Origin of the sequence: Pantoea sp. RG18, from assembly GCF_025910075.1 — a bacterium.
Lineage (GTDB): Bacteria > Pseudomonadota > Gammaproteobacteria > Enterobacterales > Enterobacteriaceae > Pantoea > Pantoea agglomerans.
In genome coordinates this window covers 250,311-271,059 of sequence record NZ_JAPCIL010000006.1, presented here as the reverse complement: position 1 = coordinate 271,059, position 20,749 = coordinate 250,311, and the positions used below count along the sequence as shown (strand labels likewise).

Here is a 20,749-nt window from a genome sequence, read left to right as displayed (position 1 = left end):
GTTCAGGTGAAGCCTGATAAGGAAGAGGATGAACAGTACGCATTCACTTTCGTTACAGCAAGCACGCCACCTTCATCTCGCCGCGCAGGGCCTGCTGCGAACTCCGGCAAAACGTGCTGTTTATCAGGATCTGATTGACTGCATTTCCCGCATGTCGCTGCTGCAAATCGATACCATTCATGTGGTGGCCCGTAGTCCGTATCTGGTGCTGTTCAGTCGCCTGGGGAACTATCCTCAGGCATGGCTGGAACAGGCTCTGGCACAGGGCGAACTCTTTGAGTACTGGGCGCACGAAGCCTGCTTTATTCCCCGTGCCGATTACCGACTTCTTCGTCATCGCATGCTGTCGCCGGAACGTCTGGGCTGGAAATACAATGCGCAATGGGTCGCTGAGCACCAGCAGGCCATTGCCGAATTACTTCAGCAGATCAGAGACAACGGCCCGGTACGCGCCGCCGATTTTACCCATGCCGATAACCCGAAGTCAGGCTGGTGGGCATGGAAACCGCACAAACGTCATCTGGAGAATCTCTTCAGCGCCGGTGAGCTGATGGTCACCGAACGCCGTAATTTTCAGCGCGTCTACGATCTGCGCAGCCGCGTGATGCCCGACTGGCAGGATGCGATACATGGCATCAGTGAAGCGGAGGCGACCCGTCAGATGCTGATGAATAGCGCCCGCAGCTTAGGGGTTTTCCGCGCGGCCTGGCTGGCGGATTACTATCGCCTGAAGCGGGCACCCGTGAACAACTTTATCGCTGACGCCCAGGCTGCGGGCGATCTGGTCGCCGTTAATACAGAGGGACTGGGTGAGATGTGGCTGCATCGTGACTACGTGCCGTTGCTGGAGACACCGCTGCAGGCGACGCACAGCGCGCTGCTGTCGCCGTTTGATCCGGTGGTCTGGGATCGCAAGCGTGCGCGTGAGCTGTTCAATTTTGACTACCGTATTGAGTGCTATACCCCAGAGGAAAAACGCAAATTTGGCTATTTTGTTTTGCCCATCCTCCATCGCGGCCAGATAAAAGGGCGGCTGGATGCCCGCATGCTGCGTCAGGCAAAACAGCTGGAGATTAAAAATATCTGGCTGGAGGAGAAGACCCGCGTTACGGCGCGATTTTTGCTGGATATCCGGCGTGCTATCGAACGCTTCGCGACGTGGCAGGGTGCTGAAAGTGTCGCTATCCTGCAGGCACCCGACGCGCTTAACGATCAGTGGCCAGCCCTGTGGACGCTGGATTAATCAATTTTGCGGCAGCCGCTGCGGGATGGCGTTTTACCCCATCCCGCACGCGCCGCGCTATGGTATGCTTGAATCCTTAAGCATTCGGTCCCTGATGGAGGACATATGGATCATCGTTTACTCGAAATCGTTGCCTGCCCGGTTTGCAATGGCAAACTCTATTTCAACAATGCTCAACAGGAGCTGATCTGCAAACCTGATGGCCTGGCCTTCCCGGTCCGGGACGGCATTCCGGTGCTGCTGGAAACCGAAGCCCGCACGCTGTCAGTTGAAGAGATTCATCCATGAGTTTCACCGCTATCATTCCTGCGCGTTATGCGTCAACCCGCTTACCCGGCAAGCCGCTGCTCGATATCCACGGTAAACCGATGGTCGTGCATGTAATGGAGCGGGCCCGTGAATCGGGTGCCAGCCGGGTCATTGTTGCCACCGATCATCCCGACGTGGCGCAGGCAGTGGAAGCGGCAGGCGGCGAAGTCTGCATGACGCGCGCCGATCACCAGTCTGGCACTGAGCGACTGGCGGAAGTGATCGAAAAATATCAGTTTGCCGATGATGAAATCATCGTAAACGTGCAGGGCGACGAGCCAATGATTCCGGCCGAGATTGTGCGTCAGGTGGCGACCAATCTGGCGGGGTCGGCGGCCGGGATGGCAACGCTGGCGGTGCCAATCACCGATGTGGAAGAAGCCTTTAATCCGAATGCGGTGAAAGTCGTCATGGATGTGAATGGCTACGCACTCTATTTTTCACGGGCGACTATCCCCTGGGATCGTGAACGGTACGCCGCATCGCGCGAGCAGATCGGTGATACGCTGCTGCGCCACATTGGCATCTACGCCTACCGTGCTGGTTTTATTCGCCGCTATGTCGCCTGGGCGCCTTGTCCTCTGGAACAGATTGAGCTGCTCGAGCAACTGCGTGTTTTATGGTACGGCGAAAAAATTCATGTCGCCGTCGCGAAAACCATTCCCAGTGTGGGTGTGGATACGCCAGACGATTTGCAACGCGTTCGTGATGCCATGCAGGCCTGACAAACGGGGAGCCTGTCTCCCCGTTTCAGCGCAACGTTCTTGATCCGCCGCTAAACTTATCTCCAACACTTCCTTCAGGATATTGTGATACTCATCTGAGGAGGATGCCGCATGGAACAGCTTAAATCGGAACTCACGCTGGCGCTGGGTGAAACCATCAGCCGCCTCGAAATGATCAGTGAACATCCACCCACCCGGCTTTATGCGTTATACGATCGGGACGGGCGCCCCATGCCGGTGGTGGCGAAATATTTTCGTCATCAGGGCCGGGCGGCGATGGAAGCCAGAAAGCTGGCGCTGCTGGGCCAGGCCGGACTGATCGCCGTGCCAGCGGTCTATGGTCTGGTGATGAGCCAGCAGCCGCCGGTGCATGAAATGCTCCTGCTGGCGCGACTGAATGGCGTGACGGCGGAAGCGCCTGCGCGGGATGCTCAGCGCTGGCAACAGTTTTGCGAACAGGTGGTCGAGGGAGTGCTGGCCTGGCACCGGCTCGACAGCCATGGCCTGGTCGGTACGGTGGACAGCACGCAGCAGAACAGCTGGCCCGCCTGGTATGCACAACGGGTTGAGGTGCTATGGGCGACCCTGAGCTATCTGCGTCCGCCAGCCTTTACGCTGGAAGATCGTCAGATTCTGTTTCGCTGCCGGGCACGACTGGCGCATCTGTTTCGCGGCTTCGACGATCCCTGCGTGATGGTTCACGGCAACGTTCAGCTGCAGAGCATGCTGAAAGATAGCCGCAGTGACCAGTTAATCGCGATGACACAGCCGGGCACCATCCTCTGGGCACCCCGTGAATACGATCTTATCCATCTGGATACCTCGCCTGCAGAAACGGCGCTGCTGCACAGCTACCTGCAACGGGCGCCGGTTTCAGAGGGTTTTGTCTGGCGTCGGTGGGTTTATCAACTGTGGGACTGCATTGAGCATCTGGTACAGACCGGCACGTTTAATCGTCCGCGTTTTGACCATGCACGCGCGCAATTACTTCCCTGGCTCGGCTGAGTCCGACTCCTCGCCTTTCAGCCGTTGCAATAGTGTGCCAAGCGTTTCGTAGACCGCACGTTCGCTGTGACTCAGCCAGATCGATGAGGGTATCGCCCGCTCCCATCCATTCAGCGGTGACGTAATCGCCAGCTGATTCGCGGGAGCGGCCATTGGCTTCAACCCGATCGCGTGGAAAAAGCGTATTGCGCGCGGCATATGATTCGCGGATGTGACCAGCAGAAACGGGCGATCGCCCACCACGGTTTTGACCGCCTGCGCTTCATCCGCGGTGTCGCGGGGCTGGTCGAGAATCTGAACATGTTCGCGGGGAACGCCCAGACTTTCCGCCACCTGTGCCGCTACCCAGGCGCTACTCTTTGGATTGGTGCCGCCCGCTGCGCCGGTAAAAATCAGCGTCGACTGCGGATTCCGCTGCCACTGACGAACGCCTTCTGCCACGCGCGGCAGACTGTTATTCAGCAGGTTCGAGCTGGGTGCCCACGCCGGGTTAAAGGTGTAGCCTCCACCCAGCACCACAATGAACTCCACCTTCTCTGATCCGTTCCAGGTCGGATAGCGGCTATCCAGCGGCAAAAGCAGACGATCGGCCAGCGGTTGCAGGCTCAGCAGCAGCAGTAACAGCCAGCTGACGGAGATCACGGTTTTGCCGCTTTTCTGCCAGCCAGTAAACCAAAGCAGTAAAATGCCAAGCGCCATCAGCAAAAGCAGAAACGGCAGGGGTAAAAGCAGCCCGCCGATAACTTTTTTAAGGGTAAATAACATCAAAAAAGAGTCCTGTTGTCCGAAAATAGAGCACCCGGAAGGGAAGATGGGGATGAAAGGTTCATTCTTCTGGTGCCTGTGACAAAATAGCACAAGTCTCACCGCAGCATACCGGAGCGCATGCCATGCAGGATCGTAACTTTGACGATCTCGCGGATAAATTTTCGCAAAATATTTACGGCACCACTAAAGGGAAGATACGCCAGGCCATCCTCTGGGATGAGCTGGAGAAGATACTGCCCGGTCTGTCACCGCACCCGCTGTCGGTGCTGGATGCTGGCGGCGGTGTCGGCCAGGTCTCCAGCGGGCTTGCTGCGCAGGGCCATCAGGTTCTGCTGTGCGACCTGTCCAGCGAGATGCTGCGCCGGGCCGCGGAAAATGCGGCGGCGCAGGGTGTGAGCCACAACATGCAATTCAGACAAATTAGCGCTCAGCAGGTGGGCGAACATTTGGATAAGCCGGTGGATCTGGTATTGTTCCACGCTGTGCTTGAGTGGGTCGCTGAACCGGAGAAGGTGCTGAAAGCGCTGTTCGATCTGCTGCGTCCGGGGGGCGTCATGTCGCTGATGTTTTACAATCTGCACGGCCTGACATTGCGCACCTTAACGCTGGGTAACTTCGGCTATCTGCGCACCAACCTGACCAAACGCAAAAAGCGAACGCTGTCGCCTGACTATCCGCGCGACCCCGAGCAGGTCTATCGCTGGCTGGAGGCGTGTGGCTTTGTGATTGAGCAGCGTGCCGGGATCCGGGTGTTCAGTGACTACATGAAGCCGCCGAAGGGCGAGCCAAAAAGCGACGACGAAATTATTGAGATGGAGCGGCGTTACTGCCGTCAGGAACCCTTTTTGAGCTTAGGGCGCTACATCCACGTGACCGCGCGTAAACCCGGGCAGAAGGACGAATTATGAGTGAATTTTCCCAGACGGTACCTGAACTGGTCTCCTGGGCGCGCAAAAATGACTTTTCCCTTGCGCTGCCAGTGGAACGTCTGGCCTTTTTGCTGGCTATCGCCACCCTCAACGGTGAGCGGATGGATGGCGAAATGAGCGAAGGCGATCTGATTGATGCTTTCCGTCACGTCAGTAAAGCTTTCGAACAAACCCATGAAACCGTGTTGGTTCGTGCCAACAACGCCATCAACGACATGGTGCGACAGCGCCTGCTCAACCGTTTTACCAGCGAAATCACGGAAGGCAATGCCATCTATCGCCTGACGCCGCTGGCGATCGGCATCACTGACTATTACATCCGTCAGCGTGAGTTCTCGACCCTGCGCCTGTCGATGCAGCTGTCGATTGTGGCCAATGAGCTTAAGCGGGCAGCCGATGCCGCGCAGGAAAATGGCGATGAGTTTCACTGGCACCGCAATGTTTTCGCGCCGCTGAAATATTCCGTGGCGGAGATCTTCGACAGCATCGATATGACCCAGCGTCTGATGGATGAACAGCAGCAGGCGGTGAAAAATGATATCGCCGAACTGCTGAACAAAGACTGGCGCGCGGCCATCTCCAGCTGTGAAATGCTGCTTTCTGAAACCTCAGGAACGCTGCGTGAACTGCAGGATACGCTGGAAGCCGCGGGCGATAAACTTCAGGAAAATCTGCTGCGCATTCAGGATGCCACGCTGGACAGTCCCGATCTGGGCTTCGTCGATAAGCTGGTGTTTGATCTGCAAAGCAAACTCGACCGTATTACCAGCTGGGGCCAGCAGGCGATTGACCTCTGGATCGGCTATGACCGCCACGTCCATAAATTTATTCGTACCGCCATCGACATGGATAAAAACCGCGTCTTTGCGCAGCGCCTGCGGGTATCGGTGCAGAATTACTTCGACGCGCCCTGGGCGCTGACCTATGCCAACGCCGACCGCCTGTATGACATGCGTGATGAGGCGCTGACGCTGCGTAACGACGAAGTGATGGGTGAACTGCCGCCGGAGATGGAGTACGAAGAGATCAACGAAATCCGCGAACAGCTGGCAGCGATGATTGAAGAAGCGCTGCAGGTCTACAAATCGCAACAAAAACCGCTCAACCTCGCGTCAGTGATGCGCGACTACCTGGCCCAGTATCCCCGAGCCCGCCATTTCGATCTGGCGCGTATTGTGGTGGATCAGGCGGTGCGCCTTGGCGTAGCGGAAGCTGATTTAGCCGGTTTGCCTGTGGAATGGCAAGCCATCAATGATTACGGAGCCAAGGTGCAGGCACATGTCATCGACAAATATTGAACAAGTGATGCCGGTTAAGCTGGCACAGGCACTGGCCAACCCGATTTTTCCCGCGCTGGACAGCCAGTTACGCGCCGGACGCCATATCGGTATCGAAGAGCTGGATAATCACGCTTTTCTGATGGACTACCAGTCGTTTCTCGAAGAGTTTTACAGCCGCTATAACGTTGAGTTAATCCGTGCGCCGGAAGGCTTCTTCTATCTGCGTCCGCGTTCAACCACGCTGATTCCGCGTTCCGTGCTCTCTGAGCTGGACATGATGGTCGGGAAGATTCTCTGCTATCTCTATCTCAGCCCGGAACGACTGGCCAATGAAGGTATCTTCACCCAGCAGGAGCTGTACGACGAACTGCTCTCTCTGGCCGATGAGAACCGCCTGCTGAAGCTGGTCAACCAGCGTTCAACCGGTTCGGATCTGGATCGCACCAAACTGCAGGAGAAAGTGCGCGCCTCTCTGAGCCGCCTGCGTCGCCTTGGCATGGTGTGGTTTTTCGGCAACGACAGCAGCAAGTTCCGCATCACGGAATCGGTGTTCCGCTTTGGTGCCGACGTGCGCGGCGGTGATGATGCTCGTGAAGCGCAGCTTCGTCTGATTCGTGATGGCGAGGCCATGCTACTGGAAAACGCGACAGCACCGGTCGACACCGATGAAGGTGAAGGGCAGGAAGGTGACGCGAGTGAGAACGCAGAGGAAGAACAGGCATGATTGAGCGCGGAAAGTTTCGTTCGCTTACGCTGATCAACTGGAACGGCTTTTTTGCCCGTACCTTTGATCTCGATGAATTAGTGACCACGCTGTCAGGCGGTAACGGTGCGGGTAAGTCCACCACGATGGCGGCATTTGTCACCGCGCTGATCCCAGATTTAACGCTGCTGCACTTCCGTAATACCACCGAAGCGGGCGCGACATCAGGATCCCGTGACAAGGGTCTGCATGGTAAACTGCGGGCCGGCGTCTGCTACTCCATGCTGGATGTGGTGAACTCACGCCATCAGCGTGTCGTGGTCGGTGTCCGTCTGCAACAGGTCGCCGGACGCGATAAAAAGGTCGATATCAAGCCATTCAGTATTCATGGCCTGCCCACCGACACCAACCCAACCGATATGCTGACGGAAGTGCTTAACAGCCGTCAGGCACGCGTATTACCGCTGAACGAAGTCAAAGAGCGGGTTGAGGCGCAGGAAGGGGTACAGTTCCGCGCCTATAACTCAGTCACCGATTATCACGCCATGCTGTTTGATCTTGGTGTGGTGCCGCGTCGTCTGCGCTCTGCCAGCGATCGCAGCAAGTTTTATCGTCTGATTGAAGCCTCGCTGTATGGCGGTATCTCCAGCGCCATCACCCGATCGCTGCGTGATTACCTGCTGCCAGAAAACAGTGGCGTGCGCAAAGCATTCCAGGATATGGAAGCCGCGCTGCGCGAGAACCGCATGACGCTGGAGGCGATCCGCGTTACCCAGTCTGACCGCGATCTCTTTAAGCATCTGATCTCCGAGGCGACCAGCTACGTTTCGGCTGACTATATGCGCCACGCCAACGAGCGTCGGGGACACCTCGACAGCGCGTTACAGCTGCGCAACGAGCTGTTCAGCAGCCGCAAGCAGCTCGCTACCGAGCAGTATCGTCATGTTGAGATGGCGCGCGAACTGGCCGAGCACAGTGGTGCAGAAAACGATCTTGAAGTCGATTATCAGGCCGCCAGCGATCACCTGAACCTGGTACAGACGGCGATGCGTCAGCAGGAGAAGATTGAGCGCTACGATGCGGATATCGAAGATCTGACGCTGCGGCTGGAAGAGCAGACCGAAGTGGTCGCCGAAGCGCGTGAAATTCAGGAAGAGAATGAAGCGCGGGCCGAAGCGGCTGAGCTGGAAGTGGATGAGCTGAAAAGCCAGCTGGCCGATTTCCAGCAGGCGCTCGACGTGCAGCAAACCCGCGCCATCCAGTATCAGCAGGCATTGCAGGCGCTGGAACGCGCCCGCACGCTCTGCCAGTTGCCCGATCTGAGCATTGACAATGCCGCCGAATGGCAGGAAAGCTTCCAGGCCAAAGAGGAAGAGGCGACAGAACGGTTGCTGCGCCTGGAGCAGAAGCTGAGCGTAGCGGAAGCAGCGCACAGTCAGTTTGAACAGGCGCTGGCGCTGGTGACCAGCATTGCCGGTGACGTGACCCGTCAGGACGCCTGGCAAACCGGCCGCGAACTGCTGCGTGATGCCAGCAACCAGCGTCATCACGCCGAACAGCTCTCTTCGCTGCGTCTGCGTCTCAATGAGCTGGAACAGCGTCTGCGCGAACAGCATGAGGCGGAGCGCCTGCTGGCGGAGTTCTGCAAGCGTCAGGGGCAGCATTATGAAGCGGATGCGCTGGCAGGCCTGCAGCAGGAGCTTGAAGCACAGATTGAACAGCTGAACAGCAGCGTCTCCGACGCCGGTGAGCAACGCATGATGATGCGCCAGGAGCTGGAGCAGCTGCGCGAACGCATCACCAGCCTGACGGCCCGTGCGCCACACTGGCTGGCGGCGCAGGAGATCCTGACGCAGCTCAGCGAACAGACCGGCCAGGCGCTGAACAGCAGCCAGGACGTCACCGAATATATGCAGCAGCTGCTGGAGCGTGAGCGTGAAACCACCGTCGAGCGCGACGAAGTGGCCGCTCAAAAACGTGATATCGAGCGGCAGATTGAACGTCTTAGCCAGCCAGGCGGTGCCGAAGATGCGCGCCTGACCCAGCTGGCAGAACGTTTTGGCGGCGTGTTGCTGTCAGAGATTTATGATGATGTGACGCTGGATGATGCGCCTTACTTCTCGGCGCTCTACGGTCCGTCGCGTCATGCGATTGTGGTGCCGGATCTCTCGCGCGTTCGTGAGTTGCTGGATGGTCTGGAAGAGTGTCCGGAAGATCTCTACCTGATCGAGGGTGATCCGCAGTCGTTCGATGACAGCGTCTTCAGCGTCGATGAATTGCAGAATGCGGTGGTGGTGAAGGTGGCAGAGCGTCAGTGGCGCTATTCCCGCTTCCCGAAAATACCGCTGTTTGGCCGCGCGGCGCGTGAGAATCAGCTGGAGCTGCTGCACCTTGAGCGCGATAAGCTGGCCGAACGCTACGCCACGCTGTCGTTCGACGTACAGAAAACGCAGCGTCTGCATCAGTCATTCAGCCGCTTTATCGGCAGTCATCTGGCCGTCGCCTTTGACGCCGATCCGGAAGCGCAGATCCGTCAGCTCGGCGCGCGCCGGGGTGAGCTGGAGCGCGCGCTGAATCAGCATGAGAGCAACAATCAGCAGCAGCGTCAGCAGTATGAGCTGGCCAAAGAGGGCGTATCACAGTTAAACCGGCTGCTGCCACGCGTCAATCTGCTGCTGGATGAGACGCTGGGCGATCGCTGCGAAGAGATCCGCGAGCAGGTCGATGCCGCACAGGAAGCGGCGCGCTTCCTGCATCAGCATGGCGCTAAGCTGGCGAAACTGGAACCGATTATCGCCGTGCTGCAGAGCGATCCTGAACAGCATGAGCAGTTACAGGCGGATTATCAGCAGGCGCAACAGCAGCAGCGTAATGCGCGTCAGCAGGCCTTTGCCCTGACAGAAGTGGTGCAGCGTCGCGCCCACTTCAGCTACGACGATTCGGCCAGCATGCTCAATGGCAACAACGACCTCAGCGATAAGCTGCGTCAGCGTCTGGAGCAGGCTGAGGGCGAACGCAGCCGCAGTCGTGATCGCCTGCGTGAACATCAGGCGCAGCTGACGCAATACTCCCAGGTGCTGGCCTCGCTGAAAAGCGCCTATGACGCCAAGCGCGACATGCTCAAAGAGCTGCAGCAGGAGATGCAGGATATTGGCGTCCAGGCTGACAGCAGCGCCGAAGAACGCGCGCGTATTCGCCGTGACGAGCTCTACACGGCGCTGAGTCATAACCGCGCCCGCCGCAATCAGCTGGAGAAACAGCTTACCTTCTGCGAAGCGGAGATGGATAACCTGCAGAAGCGACTGCGTCAGCTGGAGCGTCAGTATCATCAGGTGCGTGAACAGGTGGTCAGCGCCAAAGCGGGTTGGTGTAACGTACTGCGTCTGGTGAAAGAGAATGGCGTTGAGCGTCGTCTGCATCGCCGTGAACTGGCCTACCTGAGCGGCGATGAGCTGCGCTCTATGTCGGATAAAGCGCTGGGTGCGCTGCGTCTGGCGGTGGCGGACAACGAACATCTGCGCGACGTGCTGCGACTGTCGGAAGATCCAAAACGTCCGGAACGTAAAATTCAGTTCTTTATTGCGGTTTATCAGCATCTGCGCGAGCGTATTCGTCAGGATATTATTCGTACTGACGATCCGGTCGAAGCAATTGAGCAGATGGAAATCGAACTGAACCGTCTGACGGAAGAGCTGACGGCGCGTGAGCAGATGCTGGCAATCAGTTCGCGCAGTGCGGCCAACATCATCCGTAAAACGATCCAGCGTGAACAGAACCGTATCCGCCAGCTCAACCAGGGCCTGCAGACCGTCAGCTTTGGTCAGGTACGCAGCGTGCGGCTCAACGTGAACGTGCGTGAAACCCACGCCATGCTGCTGGATACGCTGTCGGAAGAGCACGAGCAGCATCAGGATCTCTTTAACAGCAATCGCCTGACCTTCTCGGAGGCGCTGGCGAAGCTCTACCAGCGTCTTAATCCGCATATCGACATGGGGCAGCGTACGCCGCAGACCATCGGTGAGGAGCTGCTGGACTACCGCAACTATCTGGAGATGGAAGTGGAAGTTAACCGTGGTTCCGATGGCTGGCTGCGCGCAGAGAGCGGGGCGCTCTCAACCGGTGAAGCGATCGGTACCGGTATGTCCATTCTGGTGATGGTGGTGCAGAGCTGGGAAGAGGAGTCCCGTCGTCTGCGCGGCAAAGATATTTCGCCATGCCGACTGCTGTTCCTTGATGAAGCGGCCCGTCTGGATGCCCGCTCCATCGCCACGCTGTTTGAACTCTGTGAGCGACTGGAGATGCAGCTGGTGATTGCAGCACCGGAGAATATCAGTCCGGAAAAAGGCACGACCTACAAACTGGTGCGTAAGGTGTTTAATAACACCGAGCATGTGCATGTGGTCGGTCTGCGTGGTTTTGCTGCCGATCCTTCGCCGGTGCGGGCGGGAAGCGACGCAGATGCGCTGCCCGATTTAACCGCTGAAAATTCGCAGGCGGAAACGTAGTCAAAAACTGAACCATTCGTTAATCTGGTTACGGCATTTGTCGCATGAGGCAAATGCCGTTTTTGTTTGTATACTCACATGATGAGTCACGGCGCGGTCGCAGTGGATACAGGGAACACTGCGAAGTTGAAAAACAAGGGGGCAGGGATGTTGCTGGTAAAAAAATTAAATCATCATCGCGTTCTATCATTGTTAGCGCTGGCGCTAACCGTTGTTCCATTTACGCTACCGCAGGCCGCTGTTATCGCCGCTTTGCCCGGGACAACGCAGGCGGTCACCTCCGTCTCCGAAAGTCAGCAACGCATCCGGCAGGCGTTTTCCAGCGCCGATCAGCCGTTTTATCTGGCACCGCTGGCGACGCTCTATGCATCCCGCCATATGCAACCGCTCTGGCAGGATCCCAAGGCGATACAAAAATTTCAGCAGCAGCTGGCTGAAGTGGCACTTTCTGGTGTTCAGCCACAGTTCACGCGCTGGATTGAGCGTCTGACAAACCCGGCGATCACCGGCTTTGCCCGGGATGTCGCGCTGTCCGATGCGATGCTGGGCTATCTGCAATTTGTTTCTAATGTGCCGACGCAGGGTGAAACCTGGCTTTACAGCAATGTTCCCTACCGGCTGACACAGCCGTCGGTGGCGGTCGTGAATCAGTGGCAGAATGCGGTCAATGCAGGATCGGGCAACACGTTTATTGCGTCACTGCAGCCGCAGCACCCGCAGTATCAGCCGATGCACGCCGCGCTGAAAACCCTGCTAGGTGATAAACAACCCTGGCCGCAGCTGAAAAGCAGTGAAACGCTGCGCCCGGGACAGGTCAGTGACGATGTGCCGGCGCTGCGTGAAATCCTGCAGCGCAGCGGCATGTTAACGGCGCAGGTTAATGCACCTGCACCGGATGACGATGCGGTGCCGGTGGCCGCCTCACCAGTGACCCACAGCGACCAGCCGGTTGCGGTTAGCCCTTCTGCCGCGCCAGTCACCGATCTGTCTGCGCCTTCACTGCAATCGCCGGGTAACGTTCAGAGTCAGACGCTGGAAGGGAACACCGCCAATGTCTATGACGAGACGCTGGTGGCGGGTGTGAAGCGTTTCCAGCAGTGGCAGGGACTGGATGGCGACGGTGCTATCGGTGCCAGAACGCGGCAGTGGCTTAACGTCTCTCCGCAGATGCGTGCTTCGTTGCTGGCGCTGAACATTCAGCGACTGCGCCTGCTGCCGGACGATATGCACAACGGCATTATGGTGAACATCGCCAACTACTCGCTGATTTATTACAACAACGGTAACAAGATCCTCTCATCACGGGTCATTGTCGGGCGTCCCGATCGCAAAACGCCGTTGATGCGCAGCGCGCTCAATAATGTGGTGCTGAACCCGCCGTGGAATGTGCCAACCACGCTGGTGCGTAAAGATATCATTCCTAAAGTGAAGCAGGATCCGACCTATCTCTATAAGCATGGCTATACCCTGCTGTCGGGCTGGAGCGCTGACGCTGAAGTGATCGACCCCAGCATGATCGACTGGCGCATGGTCACCGCTTCATCGTTCCCCTATCGGTTGATTCAGGCACCGGGTGTGGCGAATGCGCTGGGCCGCTATAAATTTAATATGCCCAGCTCAGATGCGATCTATCTGCACGACACGCCGAACCACAACCTGTTCCAGCGCGATATCCGCGCGCTCAGCTCAGGCTGCGTCCGGGTAAATAAAGCGTCGGAACTGGCAGGCTTATTACTGCAGGACGCGGGCTGGAACGATGCCCGCATCTCCAGTACGTTAAAAGAGGGTGACACCCGCTACGTGCCCATTCGGCATCGTATTCCGGTCAATCTCTATTATCTGACGGCGTGGGTCGCTGATGATGGCAAACCACAGTTCCGCACAGATATTTACAATTATGATGACACCGCGCGTTCGGGCAGCCAGGCTTTGAGTCGGGCTGAGCAATTGCTGCTCTAGTGATTGATTTTAAATCGTTAGCGGCGGGCCGGTTATTCAGAAAAATGTTATCAAATGGCGATTCCTGCAGGGATCGCCACGCAAACAGGTTGCAGATGGGTTGACGCTCTACTGAGAGAAAGTTATGGTTCGGGCTGTGCGCTTTTTGCACATTTCTATGGCTTCACTCTCAGGTAAATCGTTACATGTCTACTATTGATTCTTTTCGTCGCAAACTACTGCTGTGCGGTAGCGCCGCCGCCGGTCTGGCATTATTACCCGCTTCTGCAAGGGCCTCGCTTTCTACCTCTCGCCCGCGTGTATTGATGCTTAATAATCTTCATACCGGTGAAACCCTTAAAACTGAGTTTTTTAATGGTAAGAGTTACGACAAGGATGAGTTGTCACGATTAAATCACTTTTTCCGTGACTATCGCGCCAATAAAGTGAAAAGCATCGATCCGCACCTGTTTGATCAAATCTTCCGGCTGCAGGCGCTGCTGGGAATGCGTAAACCGATACAGCTGGTTTCGGGCTACCGTTCACTGGCAACCAACAACATGTTACGTGAGAGCGGTCCTGGGGTGGCAAAGCACAGCTATCACACCAAAGGCCAGGCAATGGATTTCCATATCGAAGGGGTTTCTCTGGCCAATGTACGCAAAGCGGCGTTATCTCTGCGTGCGGGTGGTGTAGGATATTATCCCCGCAGTAACTTTGTACATATTGATACCGGGCCGATCAGGCACTGGTAATGACACCGGCAACGCTGCGTGAGCCGGTCATGGAGCGTTATGAATTACCACATTATTCCTGTTACCGCGTTTGCCCAGAATTGTTCAGTTATCTGGTGCGAGTCTACTCGTGAAGCCGCGCTGGTTGATCCAGGCGGGGATGCCGATCTGATCAAAGAGACGCTGGAACAACGCCAGCTTAAACCTTCCCGGATTCTGCTGACCCATGGGCACCTTGATCACGTCGGGGCTGCCGTCGAGCTGGCTGCCTTCTGGCAGATTCCGATTGTCGGACCACAAAAGCGTGATGCATTCTGGCTGGAGGCGCTGCCTACCCAGAGCCGGATGTTCGGACTTGATGAGTGCGCGCCTTTTACCCCAGATCGCTGGCTGGAAGAGGGGGAGAGCGTACAGGTAGGGCTGACCACGCTGGAAGTGCTGCATTGTCCGGGCCATTCGCCTGGCCACGTGGTGTTCTTCGATCGGCCAGGACGGTTACTGATTTCAGGTGACGCGATTTTTAATGGTGGTGTGGGACGCACAGACTTCCCGCAGGGCGATCATCAGCAGTTAATCAATGCTATCCGCACGAAACTGCTGCCGCTGGGCGATGATGTCACTTTTCTGCCCGGTCACGGCCCGATTTCTACGCTGGGGCATGAACGCATCAGTAATCCTTTCCTGCAATAAAAAATGGGCCAGCAGGCCCATTTTTCAATTCGGTCATCCTGCTTACAGCACGGCGACAATCGCTTCGCACAGCGCCGACATATTGTCTGGCGTCATGCCCGCCACATTCACCCGCCCTGAGTTCACCGCGTAGACGCCAAACTCTTCACGCAGGCGAATGACCTGCTCTTTGGTTAAGCCACTGAACGAGAACATGCCGTTCTGCTTAATAATAAAGCTGAAGTCGCGCTGTGCGCCTTTCTCCGCCAGCGTGTTTACGAAGAGCTGGCGCATGCGCTGAATGCGCTGACGCATGTCCGACAGCTCCTGCTCCCAGATGGTACGCAGGGTATCGTTGCCCAGAATTGTGGCGACGATGGCGGCGCCATGTGCCGGCGGATTGGAGTAGTTGGCGCGAATGGTGTACTTCACCTGACTGAACGCGGTATCTGCCACGCTCGCTTCGGCGGCAACCAGCGTGATGGCACCGACACGCTCGTTATACAGGCCAAAATTCTTGGAGTAAGAGCTGGCGACGATCAGTTCCTGATGCGAGGCGGCAAAAATACGCAAGCCTTCTGCATCTTCCTCCAGACCACGGGCAAAACCCTGGTAAGCGAAGTCGAACAACGGCAGCCAGCCATTGGCCTGTGACAGCTGCGCCAGCTGTTGCCACTGCTCGGCGGTCGGGTCGATACCGGTCGGGTTATGGCAGCAGCCGTGGAACAGCACCACGTCGCCTGGCTGAACCTGTTTCAGTGACGCCAGCATACCATCGAAATCGAGCGTATGGTTTGCAGCGTCATAATAGTGGTATTCACAGACTTCAAGACCGGCAGCATTGAACACATTGTTGTGATTCGGCCAACTCGGATTGCTGATCCAGACCCGCTTCACCGAGGTTTGCGTGGCGAGGAAATCGGCTGCAACGCGTAGCGCACCGGTACCACCCGGTGTCTGAGCCGTGCGAGCGCGGCCAGCGGTGATTAGCGGACTCTGGTTGCCGAACAGCAGGGCCTGCGTGCAGCGGGCGAAATCAGCCAGACCATCAATGCTGAGATAGTTTTTGGTGGTTTCATTTTCCAGCAGATATTGCTCAGCTTTTTTAACACTGGTCAGCACCGGGGTCTTGCCGGTTTCGTCTTTATAGACGCCGATACCCAGATTGATTTTTTCCGGGCGGTCGTCAGCACGAAACAGATCGGCCAGCCCAAGAATAGGATCGGCGGGTGCAGCAGAGATCGATTCAAACATGTGTCAGGTCCATTAGCGTGAACTTTAGCGAAAAGAGCTCTCAGGTTAGCGTCCGGCCAGTCAAATGCCAACCGTTTGCGAGACAAATTCATACATTTTGTAGTGTGGATTGCGTGACGGGGAAAGGTAGTGATTAAAGCGGGGTAACGGCGCGAGGGAAAACGCACCTGTCGGGAATAGCAGCCATAAAAAAACGGGGCCGTAGCCCCGTTTTTCAACATGTTTTAAGCAGTATTAGAACTGGTAAACCAGGCCAACCGCTACAGTGTCATCAGTGTTCAGATTCAGACGGTTGTTGTCATCCAGCTGGTTGATCTGATAGTCCACATAGGTAGACATGTTTTTGTTGAAGTAGTAGGTCGCGCCGATATCAATATATTTGATCAGGTCAGCATCGCCCACACCTTCGATATCCTTGCCTTTAGACTGAACATAAGCAATGGATGGGCGCAGGCCGAAGTCGAACTGATACTGTGCTACCAGCTCAATGTTCTGTGCTTTGTTTGCAAAGCCAGTGGTAGAGAACGCGTTGCCGTTAGCCAGAGTACCGGTAGCAGTAACTGGTGTTGAGTTGCGAGTTTCACCGTACATTGCAGCCAGGTAAACGTTGTTTGCATCGTACTTGATAGCCGTTGCCCAGTTTTCAGCACGTTTACCAGCACCCTGGCCGGTGACAGTGGTAGTTGCATCACCGCCGCCATTAGCTTCGCTAGGTGTAACAGTTGTCTGTGCGCCTGCTGCCTGAGCATTAGTACGGTCGCTGCTGCTATAAGCACCTACGATACCCAGACCGATTGGTGAGGTATAAGAGGTTGACACACCGTAGCCGTCGCCGTTGGAGCGACGCAGGCCGTCGGTACCGGTGCGCTCGTTTTTACCCTGATACTGAACTGCGAAGTCCCAGCCATCAACCAGGCCGAAGAAGTTGGTGTTGCGGTAGGTCAGCAGGCCGGTGCTACGGCCGTTCATGAAGTTATCGGAATATCCTGAATCACCACCGAACTCTGGCAGCATATCGGTCCAGCCGATTGCATCATAAACCACACCGTAGTTACGGCCGTAGTCGATTGAGCCAGCATCACCGAATTTCAGACCGGCGAAGCCCAGACGGGTTTTGTTGCCGTCTTGTGCGTCAGAACCTTCAGAGTTGTTCGCCTGAACGTTGTATTCCCACTGGCCGTAACCGGTCAGCTGGTCGTTAATCTGAGTTTCACCCTTGAAGCCGAAGCGAACGTAAGTATTGTCGCCATCGTTGCCGTCGTTATCAGAGAAGTAATGCAGGCCAACAGCTTTACCGTACAGGTCCAGTTTGTTGCCGTCTTTGTTATAGATTTCTGCAGCGTTTGCTGCGCCGGCGGCTAACAGAGCAGGGATAACCACTGCAAGAATATTGCGCTTCATCATTATTCATTACCCTCATTGGAGTTATTTGTACACCTGCCACTGCCGTCAAGAAACCTTTACGGGAACCCTGAACGAAGTTTGGTGTCTTCCTGTGTCTGCACGCATCTTTCCATCCCACCCGCCGTAATTCTAGCGCTTAAATGCTACTAAACTCGTAATCTTGTTTCAGTAAGAAAATATGTATTACAAGATGTAAAAAACACGGAACTTTGTGAGAGAACTCAAAATTTACAAAAATAAAAAAAGGCCGGCAGTGCCGACCTCGTTATATATATGAATTTCTTATATTTAATGCCGAATATCAGAAACTCGCGTTGCGTGGGGTGCGCGGGAAGGGGATTACGTCCCTGACATTTTGTACGCCGGTGACATAGGCGATTAAACGTTCAAAGCCTAATCCAAAGCCAGAATGTGGCACGGTACCGTAGCGACGCAGGTCACGATACCACCAGTAGTCTTCTTTATTCAGACCCATCTCTTCCAGACGCGCATCCAGGACATCCAGACGTTCTTCACGCTGTGAACCGCCAATGATCTCACCAATGCCTGGCGCCAGAACATCCATCGCCGCCACGGTTTTGCCATCGTCATTCAGGCGCATATAGAACGCTTTAATGTCTTTCGGATAGTTTTTCACCACCACCGGCGCTTTAAAATGTTTCTCGGCCAGGTAACGCTCATGCTCAGAGGAGAGGTCAATACCCCAGGAAACCGGGTTTTCGAAGGTCTGACCGCAGTTCATCAGGATCTCAACCGCATCGGTGTAATCCACCTGCGCGAAATCGGTGGTGATGAAACGCTGCAGGCGTTCAACCGCCTCTTTATCTACCCGCTCAGCAAAGAAGGCCATGTCATCGGCACGCTCTTCCAGCACCGCGTTGAAGACATACTTCAGCATTGATTCGGCCAGTGCAGCGGCATCATCCAGTGAGGCAAAGGCGATTTCCGGCTCCAGCATCCAGAATTCCGCCAGATGGCGGCTGGTGTTGGAGTTCTCTGCGCGGAACGTCGGACCAAAGGTGTAGATCTTCGACAGGGCGCTGGCATAGGTTTCGCCATTCAGCTGACCTGAAACGGTCAGGAAAGCCTCTTTACCAAAGAAATCTTCGCTGAAGTCAACTTTGCCCTGATCGTTACGCGGCAGGTTTTCCATATCCAGCGTAGAGACACGGAACATTTCGCCGGCACCTTCGGTATCGGAGGCGGTAATCAGCGGCGTCGAGACCCAGAAATAGCCATTTTCATGGAAGAAGCGATGCAGCGCCTGCGCCAGGGTGTGGCGAACGCGGGCCACCGCGCCAATCAGGTTGGTGCGCGGACGCAGGTGAGCCACTTCGCGCAGATACTCGATACTGTGGCGTTTCGCCGCCATCGGGTAGCTGTCGGGATCTTCCACCCAGCCCACGACTTCCAGGCTGGTCGCCTGAATCTCAAACGCCTGGCCCTGACCCGGCGAGGCCACCACTTTACCGGTGACGATAACGGAACAGCCCGTGGTCAGACGCAGCACTTCATCCTGATAATTATTCAGAGAATTATTGACGACAGCCTGAACGGGATTAAAGCAGGAGCCGTCATAGACAGCGATGAAGGAAAGACCGGCTTTGGAATCTCTTCGGGTACGCACCCAACCACGTACGGTGACTTCACTGTCAACCGCGACGCGACCGTGCAGTACGTCCGCTACAGGCACTACGCTCATAAATATCTCTCTATATAGAAGAAGTGAGTAAAAAAGTTGCCCCATCCGGGGTTTTGCTATGTTACTTGCGAGTCTTCAGGAAACAAGCAAAATTCAGGGGGAAAGCAGATTTATTACAGCAGAGGCGGGGCGTATCAACGCCCCGATAAGAAGAGGATTAACTCGCTTTTTTCACCAGCGGCAGATCAAAAGCTTTACGCAGGGCCCTGACAAAGGCTTTATCCTGGCAGATGGTTTTTCCCGGGCTGTCTGAGAGTTTCGCCACCGGCTTGCCATTGCACTGCACCAGTTTGATAACGATGTTCAGTGGCGTCACGCCCGGAATATCGCAGGTGAGGCGGGTTCCGATGCCGAACACCACGTTCGTCCGCTGGCCAAAGTGGCGGTAAAGCGCCAGCGCTTTGTCGAGATTCAGGTTGTCAGAAAAGACCAGGTGTTTGCTTTGCGGATCGATACCCAGCTTCTGGTAGTGGGCGAGGGCTTTCTCGCCCCATTCGACCGGATCGCCGGAGTCGTGGCGCAGTCCCTGGTAGCGGCGGGCAAACACCGGACCGAAATCGCGCAGGAATGCGTCCATAGCGATGCAATCGGTCAGGGCGATGCCCAGCTTATCGTCATACTCATCCAGCCACGCCTGTAACGCCGCGCGCTGGCTGTTGGCCAGTACCGGACTGATCTGCTGGAAGGCCTGGAACCACTCATGCGCCTGTGTTCCCACCGGCGTCAGTGACAAACGGCGCGCCAGATCATAGTTACTGGTGCCAATCAGCCACGGAAATTCCTGTTTCAGCGTTGAGACGATCGACTGCTGCACATCCTGCGAATAGCGACGACGGGTGCCGAAATCCATCAGGCGGAAGCGTGACATATCAAGGTCAGCCACCTGGGCTTTAAAGTCGCCGAGTTTCTGATGTAAATGGTCAAGTGCCTGCTGAGTGGTGACCTGTGGCGTGCGATGACGATGCACAATCTCACTGATCAGCGCCAGCAGCGGCACCTCCCACATGATCACTTCGCGCCACGGCCCCTGAATACGGAGTTCCAGCTTGCCATGGTGATTGCGCACCTCAACCTGATCCGGGTTATAGCGGAACTGGCGTAACCAGCTGAGGTAATCCTGCCGGAAGAAGGGAAGGTGAGACAACCAGGTCGCTTCATCATCAGTCAGCGCCAGGTGTTGCATTGCGGTTATCGCGTCACGAATTTCGTCAGCGTAGAGACCCAGCAGTTCGTCGCCGCGGCAGCGAAACTCCGCCGCCACCGTTATGTCATGATAGCGGTGGAAAACGGCCTGCTGCATATGGAGCTTATAGGCGTCCGTATCCAGCAGCGAGGTCAGTATCGGGGAAGCATGTCCTGTCATGGCGCGTTTCAGCATCCTGTTCGGTGGCGCAGAGCCCGGTGTTGTACACAGTCATAAAGACGCAAAAGTATAATTCACTATCTGAAGCCGATCACAGCATATTTCAGACGGGCGGGTCGAGGCCAATCTGTGCCATTGTTAACAAAGTGTAGCCATTTCACCCTTTAGGTGCATTGTGCGTGGCAAGCTTGTAGTAACAAGCTTAGACTTTGCCGGTA

Annotated in this window: 16 protein-coding genes; 11 read left to right on the top strand and 5 right to left on the bottom strand. The window is 56.1% G+C overall.

Annotation, left to right across the window (positions count from 1 at the left end; translation table 11 throughout):
* The first annotated feature begins 28 nt into the window (after nucleotides 1–28).
* From OK409_RS07975 to OK409_RS07960, 4 genes are all read left to right on the top strand, one after another.
* Nucleotides 29–1,243 carry a winged helix-turn-helix domain-containing protein gene (locus OK409_RS07975; protein WP_010669761.1) on the top strand — a complete coding sequence of 405 codons (1,215 nt, stop codon included), beginning with the start codon at nucleotides 29–31 and terminating at the stop codon, nucleotides 1,241–1,243.
* A 105-nt stretch (nucleotides 1,244–1,348) separates the two neighbouring features.
* Nucleotides 1,349–1,531, top strand: coding sequence for a Trm112 family protein (locus OK409_RS07970; protein WP_003849374.1), 183 nt, complete (start codon nucleotides 1,349–1,351; stop codon nucleotides 1,529–1,531).
* Nucleotides 1,528–2,277 carry a 3-deoxy-manno-octulosonate cytidylyltransferase gene (gene kdsB / locus OK409_RS07965; protein WP_010254955.1) on the top strand — a complete coding sequence of 250 codons (750 nt, stop codon included), beginning with the start codon at nucleotides 1,528–1,530 and terminating at the stop codon, nucleotides 2,275–2,277. The genes OK409_RS07970 and kdsB overlap by 4 nt, the downstream gene beginning before the upstream one ends.
* A 111-nt stretch (nucleotides 2,278–2,388) precedes the next feature.
* Entirely contained in the window at nucleotides 2,389–3,282 is an 894-nt protein-coding gene (locus tag OK409_RS07960) for a fructosamine kinase family protein (RefSeq protein ID WP_033771276.1), read from the top strand.
* Here the strand turns inward: OK409_RS07960 and elyC are convergent.
* Nucleotides 3,262–4,047, bottom strand: coding sequence for an envelope biogenesis factor ElyC (gene elyC / locus OK409_RS07955; RefSeq protein ID WP_033785535.1), 786 nt, complete (start codon nucleotides 4,045–4,047; stop codon nucleotides 3,262–3,264). The genes OK409_RS07960 and elyC overlap by 21 nt on opposite strands.
* 125 nt (nucleotides 4,048–4,172) lie before the next feature.
* On the opposite strand from elyC, the gene cmoM reads away from it, so the two are divergent.
* From cmoM to OK409_RS07920, 7 genes are all read left to right on the top strand, one after another.
* Nucleotides 4,173–4,958 carry a tRNA uridine 5-oxyacetic acid(34) methyltransferase CmoM gene (cmoM, locus tag OK409_RS07950; protein ID WP_010669764.1) on the top strand — a complete coding sequence of 262 codons (786 nt, stop codon included), beginning with the start codon at nucleotides 4,173–4,175 and terminating at the stop codon, nucleotides 4,956–4,958.
* Nucleotides 4,955–6,277 carry a chromosome partition protein MukF gene (gene mukF, locus OK409_RS07945; RefSeq protein ID WP_010254963.1) on the top strand — a complete coding sequence of 441 codons (1,323 nt, stop codon included), beginning with the start codon at nucleotides 4,955–4,957 and terminating at the stop codon, nucleotides 6,275–6,277. The genes cmoM and mukF overlap by 4 nt, the downstream gene beginning before the upstream one ends.
* The gene (gene mukE / locus OK409_RS07940; RefSeq protein ID WP_022625940.1) at nucleotides 6,258–6,983 is read left to right on the top strand and encodes a chromosome partition protein MukE; all 726 of its coding nucleotides are present in this window, start codon (nucleotides 6,258–6,260) and stop codon (nucleotides 6,981–6,983) included. Before mukF ends, mukE begins: the two co-directional genes overlap by 20 nt.
* Nucleotides 6,980–11,467 carry a chromosome partition protein MukB gene (gene mukB / locus OK409_RS07935; RefSeq protein ID WP_264366947.1) on the top strand — a complete coding sequence of 1,496 codons (4,488 nt, stop codon included), beginning with the start codon at nucleotides 6,980–6,982 and terminating at the stop codon, nucleotides 11,465–11,467. Before mukE ends, mukB begins: the two co-directional genes overlap by 4 nt.
* A gap of 147 nt (nucleotides 11,468–11,614) precedes the next feature.
* Nucleotides 11,615–13,426, top strand: a complete 1,812-nt coding sequence (gene ldtD / locus OK409_RS07930) for a L,D-transpeptidase (protein WP_264366946.1) — start codon at nucleotides 11,615–11,617, stop codon at nucleotides 13,424–13,426.
* Between the two features lie 185 nt (nucleotides 13,427–13,611).
* Nucleotides 13,612–14,160: a YcbK family protein gene (locus OK409_RS07925; RefSeq protein WP_010254972.1), complete on the top strand. Its 549-nt coding sequence runs from the start codon at nucleotides 13,612–13,614 to the stop codon at nucleotides 14,158–14,160.
* 39 nt (nucleotides 14,161–14,199) lie between these two features.
* On the top strand, nucleotides 14,200–14,829 hold the full coding sequence (locus OK409_RS07920) for an MBL fold metallo-hydrolase (RefSeq protein ID WP_264366945.1): 630 nt from the start codon (nucleotides 14,200–14,202) through the stop codon (nucleotides 14,827–14,829).
* A gap of 42 nt (nucleotides 14,830–14,871) precedes the next feature.
* Here the strand turns inward: OK409_RS07920 and OK409_RS07915 are convergent, their stop codons facing one another.
* The 4 genes from OK409_RS07915 to pncB all read right to left on the bottom strand — a co-directional run bounded on the left by OK409_RS07915 (nucleotide 14,872) and on the right by pncB (nucleotide 20,531).
* Nucleotides 14,872–16,062 (bottom strand): amino acid aminotransferase, encoded by a 1,191-nt coding sequence (locus OK409_RS07915; RefSeq protein ID WP_083068540.1) that lies wholly within the window; start codon nucleotides 16,060–16,062, stop codon nucleotides 14,872–14,874.
* 234 nt (nucleotides 16,063–16,296) lie between these two features.
* Nucleotides 16,297–17,466 carry a porin OmpF gene (gene ompF / locus OK409_RS07910; RefSeq protein WP_277950772.1) on the bottom strand — a complete coding sequence of 390 codons (1,170 nt, stop codon included), beginning with the start codon at nucleotides 17,464–17,466 and terminating at the stop codon, nucleotides 16,297–16,299.
* Between the two features lie 301 nt (nucleotides 17,467–17,767).
* Nucleotides 17,768–19,168, bottom strand: coding sequence for an asparagine--tRNA ligase (gene asnS, locus OK409_RS07905; protein ID WP_010254981.1), 1,401 nt, complete (start codon nucleotides 19,166–19,168; stop codon nucleotides 17,768–17,770).
* Between the two features lie 157 nt (nucleotides 19,169–19,325).
* Nucleotides 19,326–20,531, bottom strand: coding sequence for a nicotinate phosphoribosyltransferase (gene pncB, locus OK409_RS07900; protein WP_010669771.1), 1,206 nt, complete (start codon nucleotides 20,529–20,531; stop codon nucleotides 19,326–19,328).
* Between the last annotated feature and the right edge of the window lie 218 nt (nucleotides 20,532–20,749).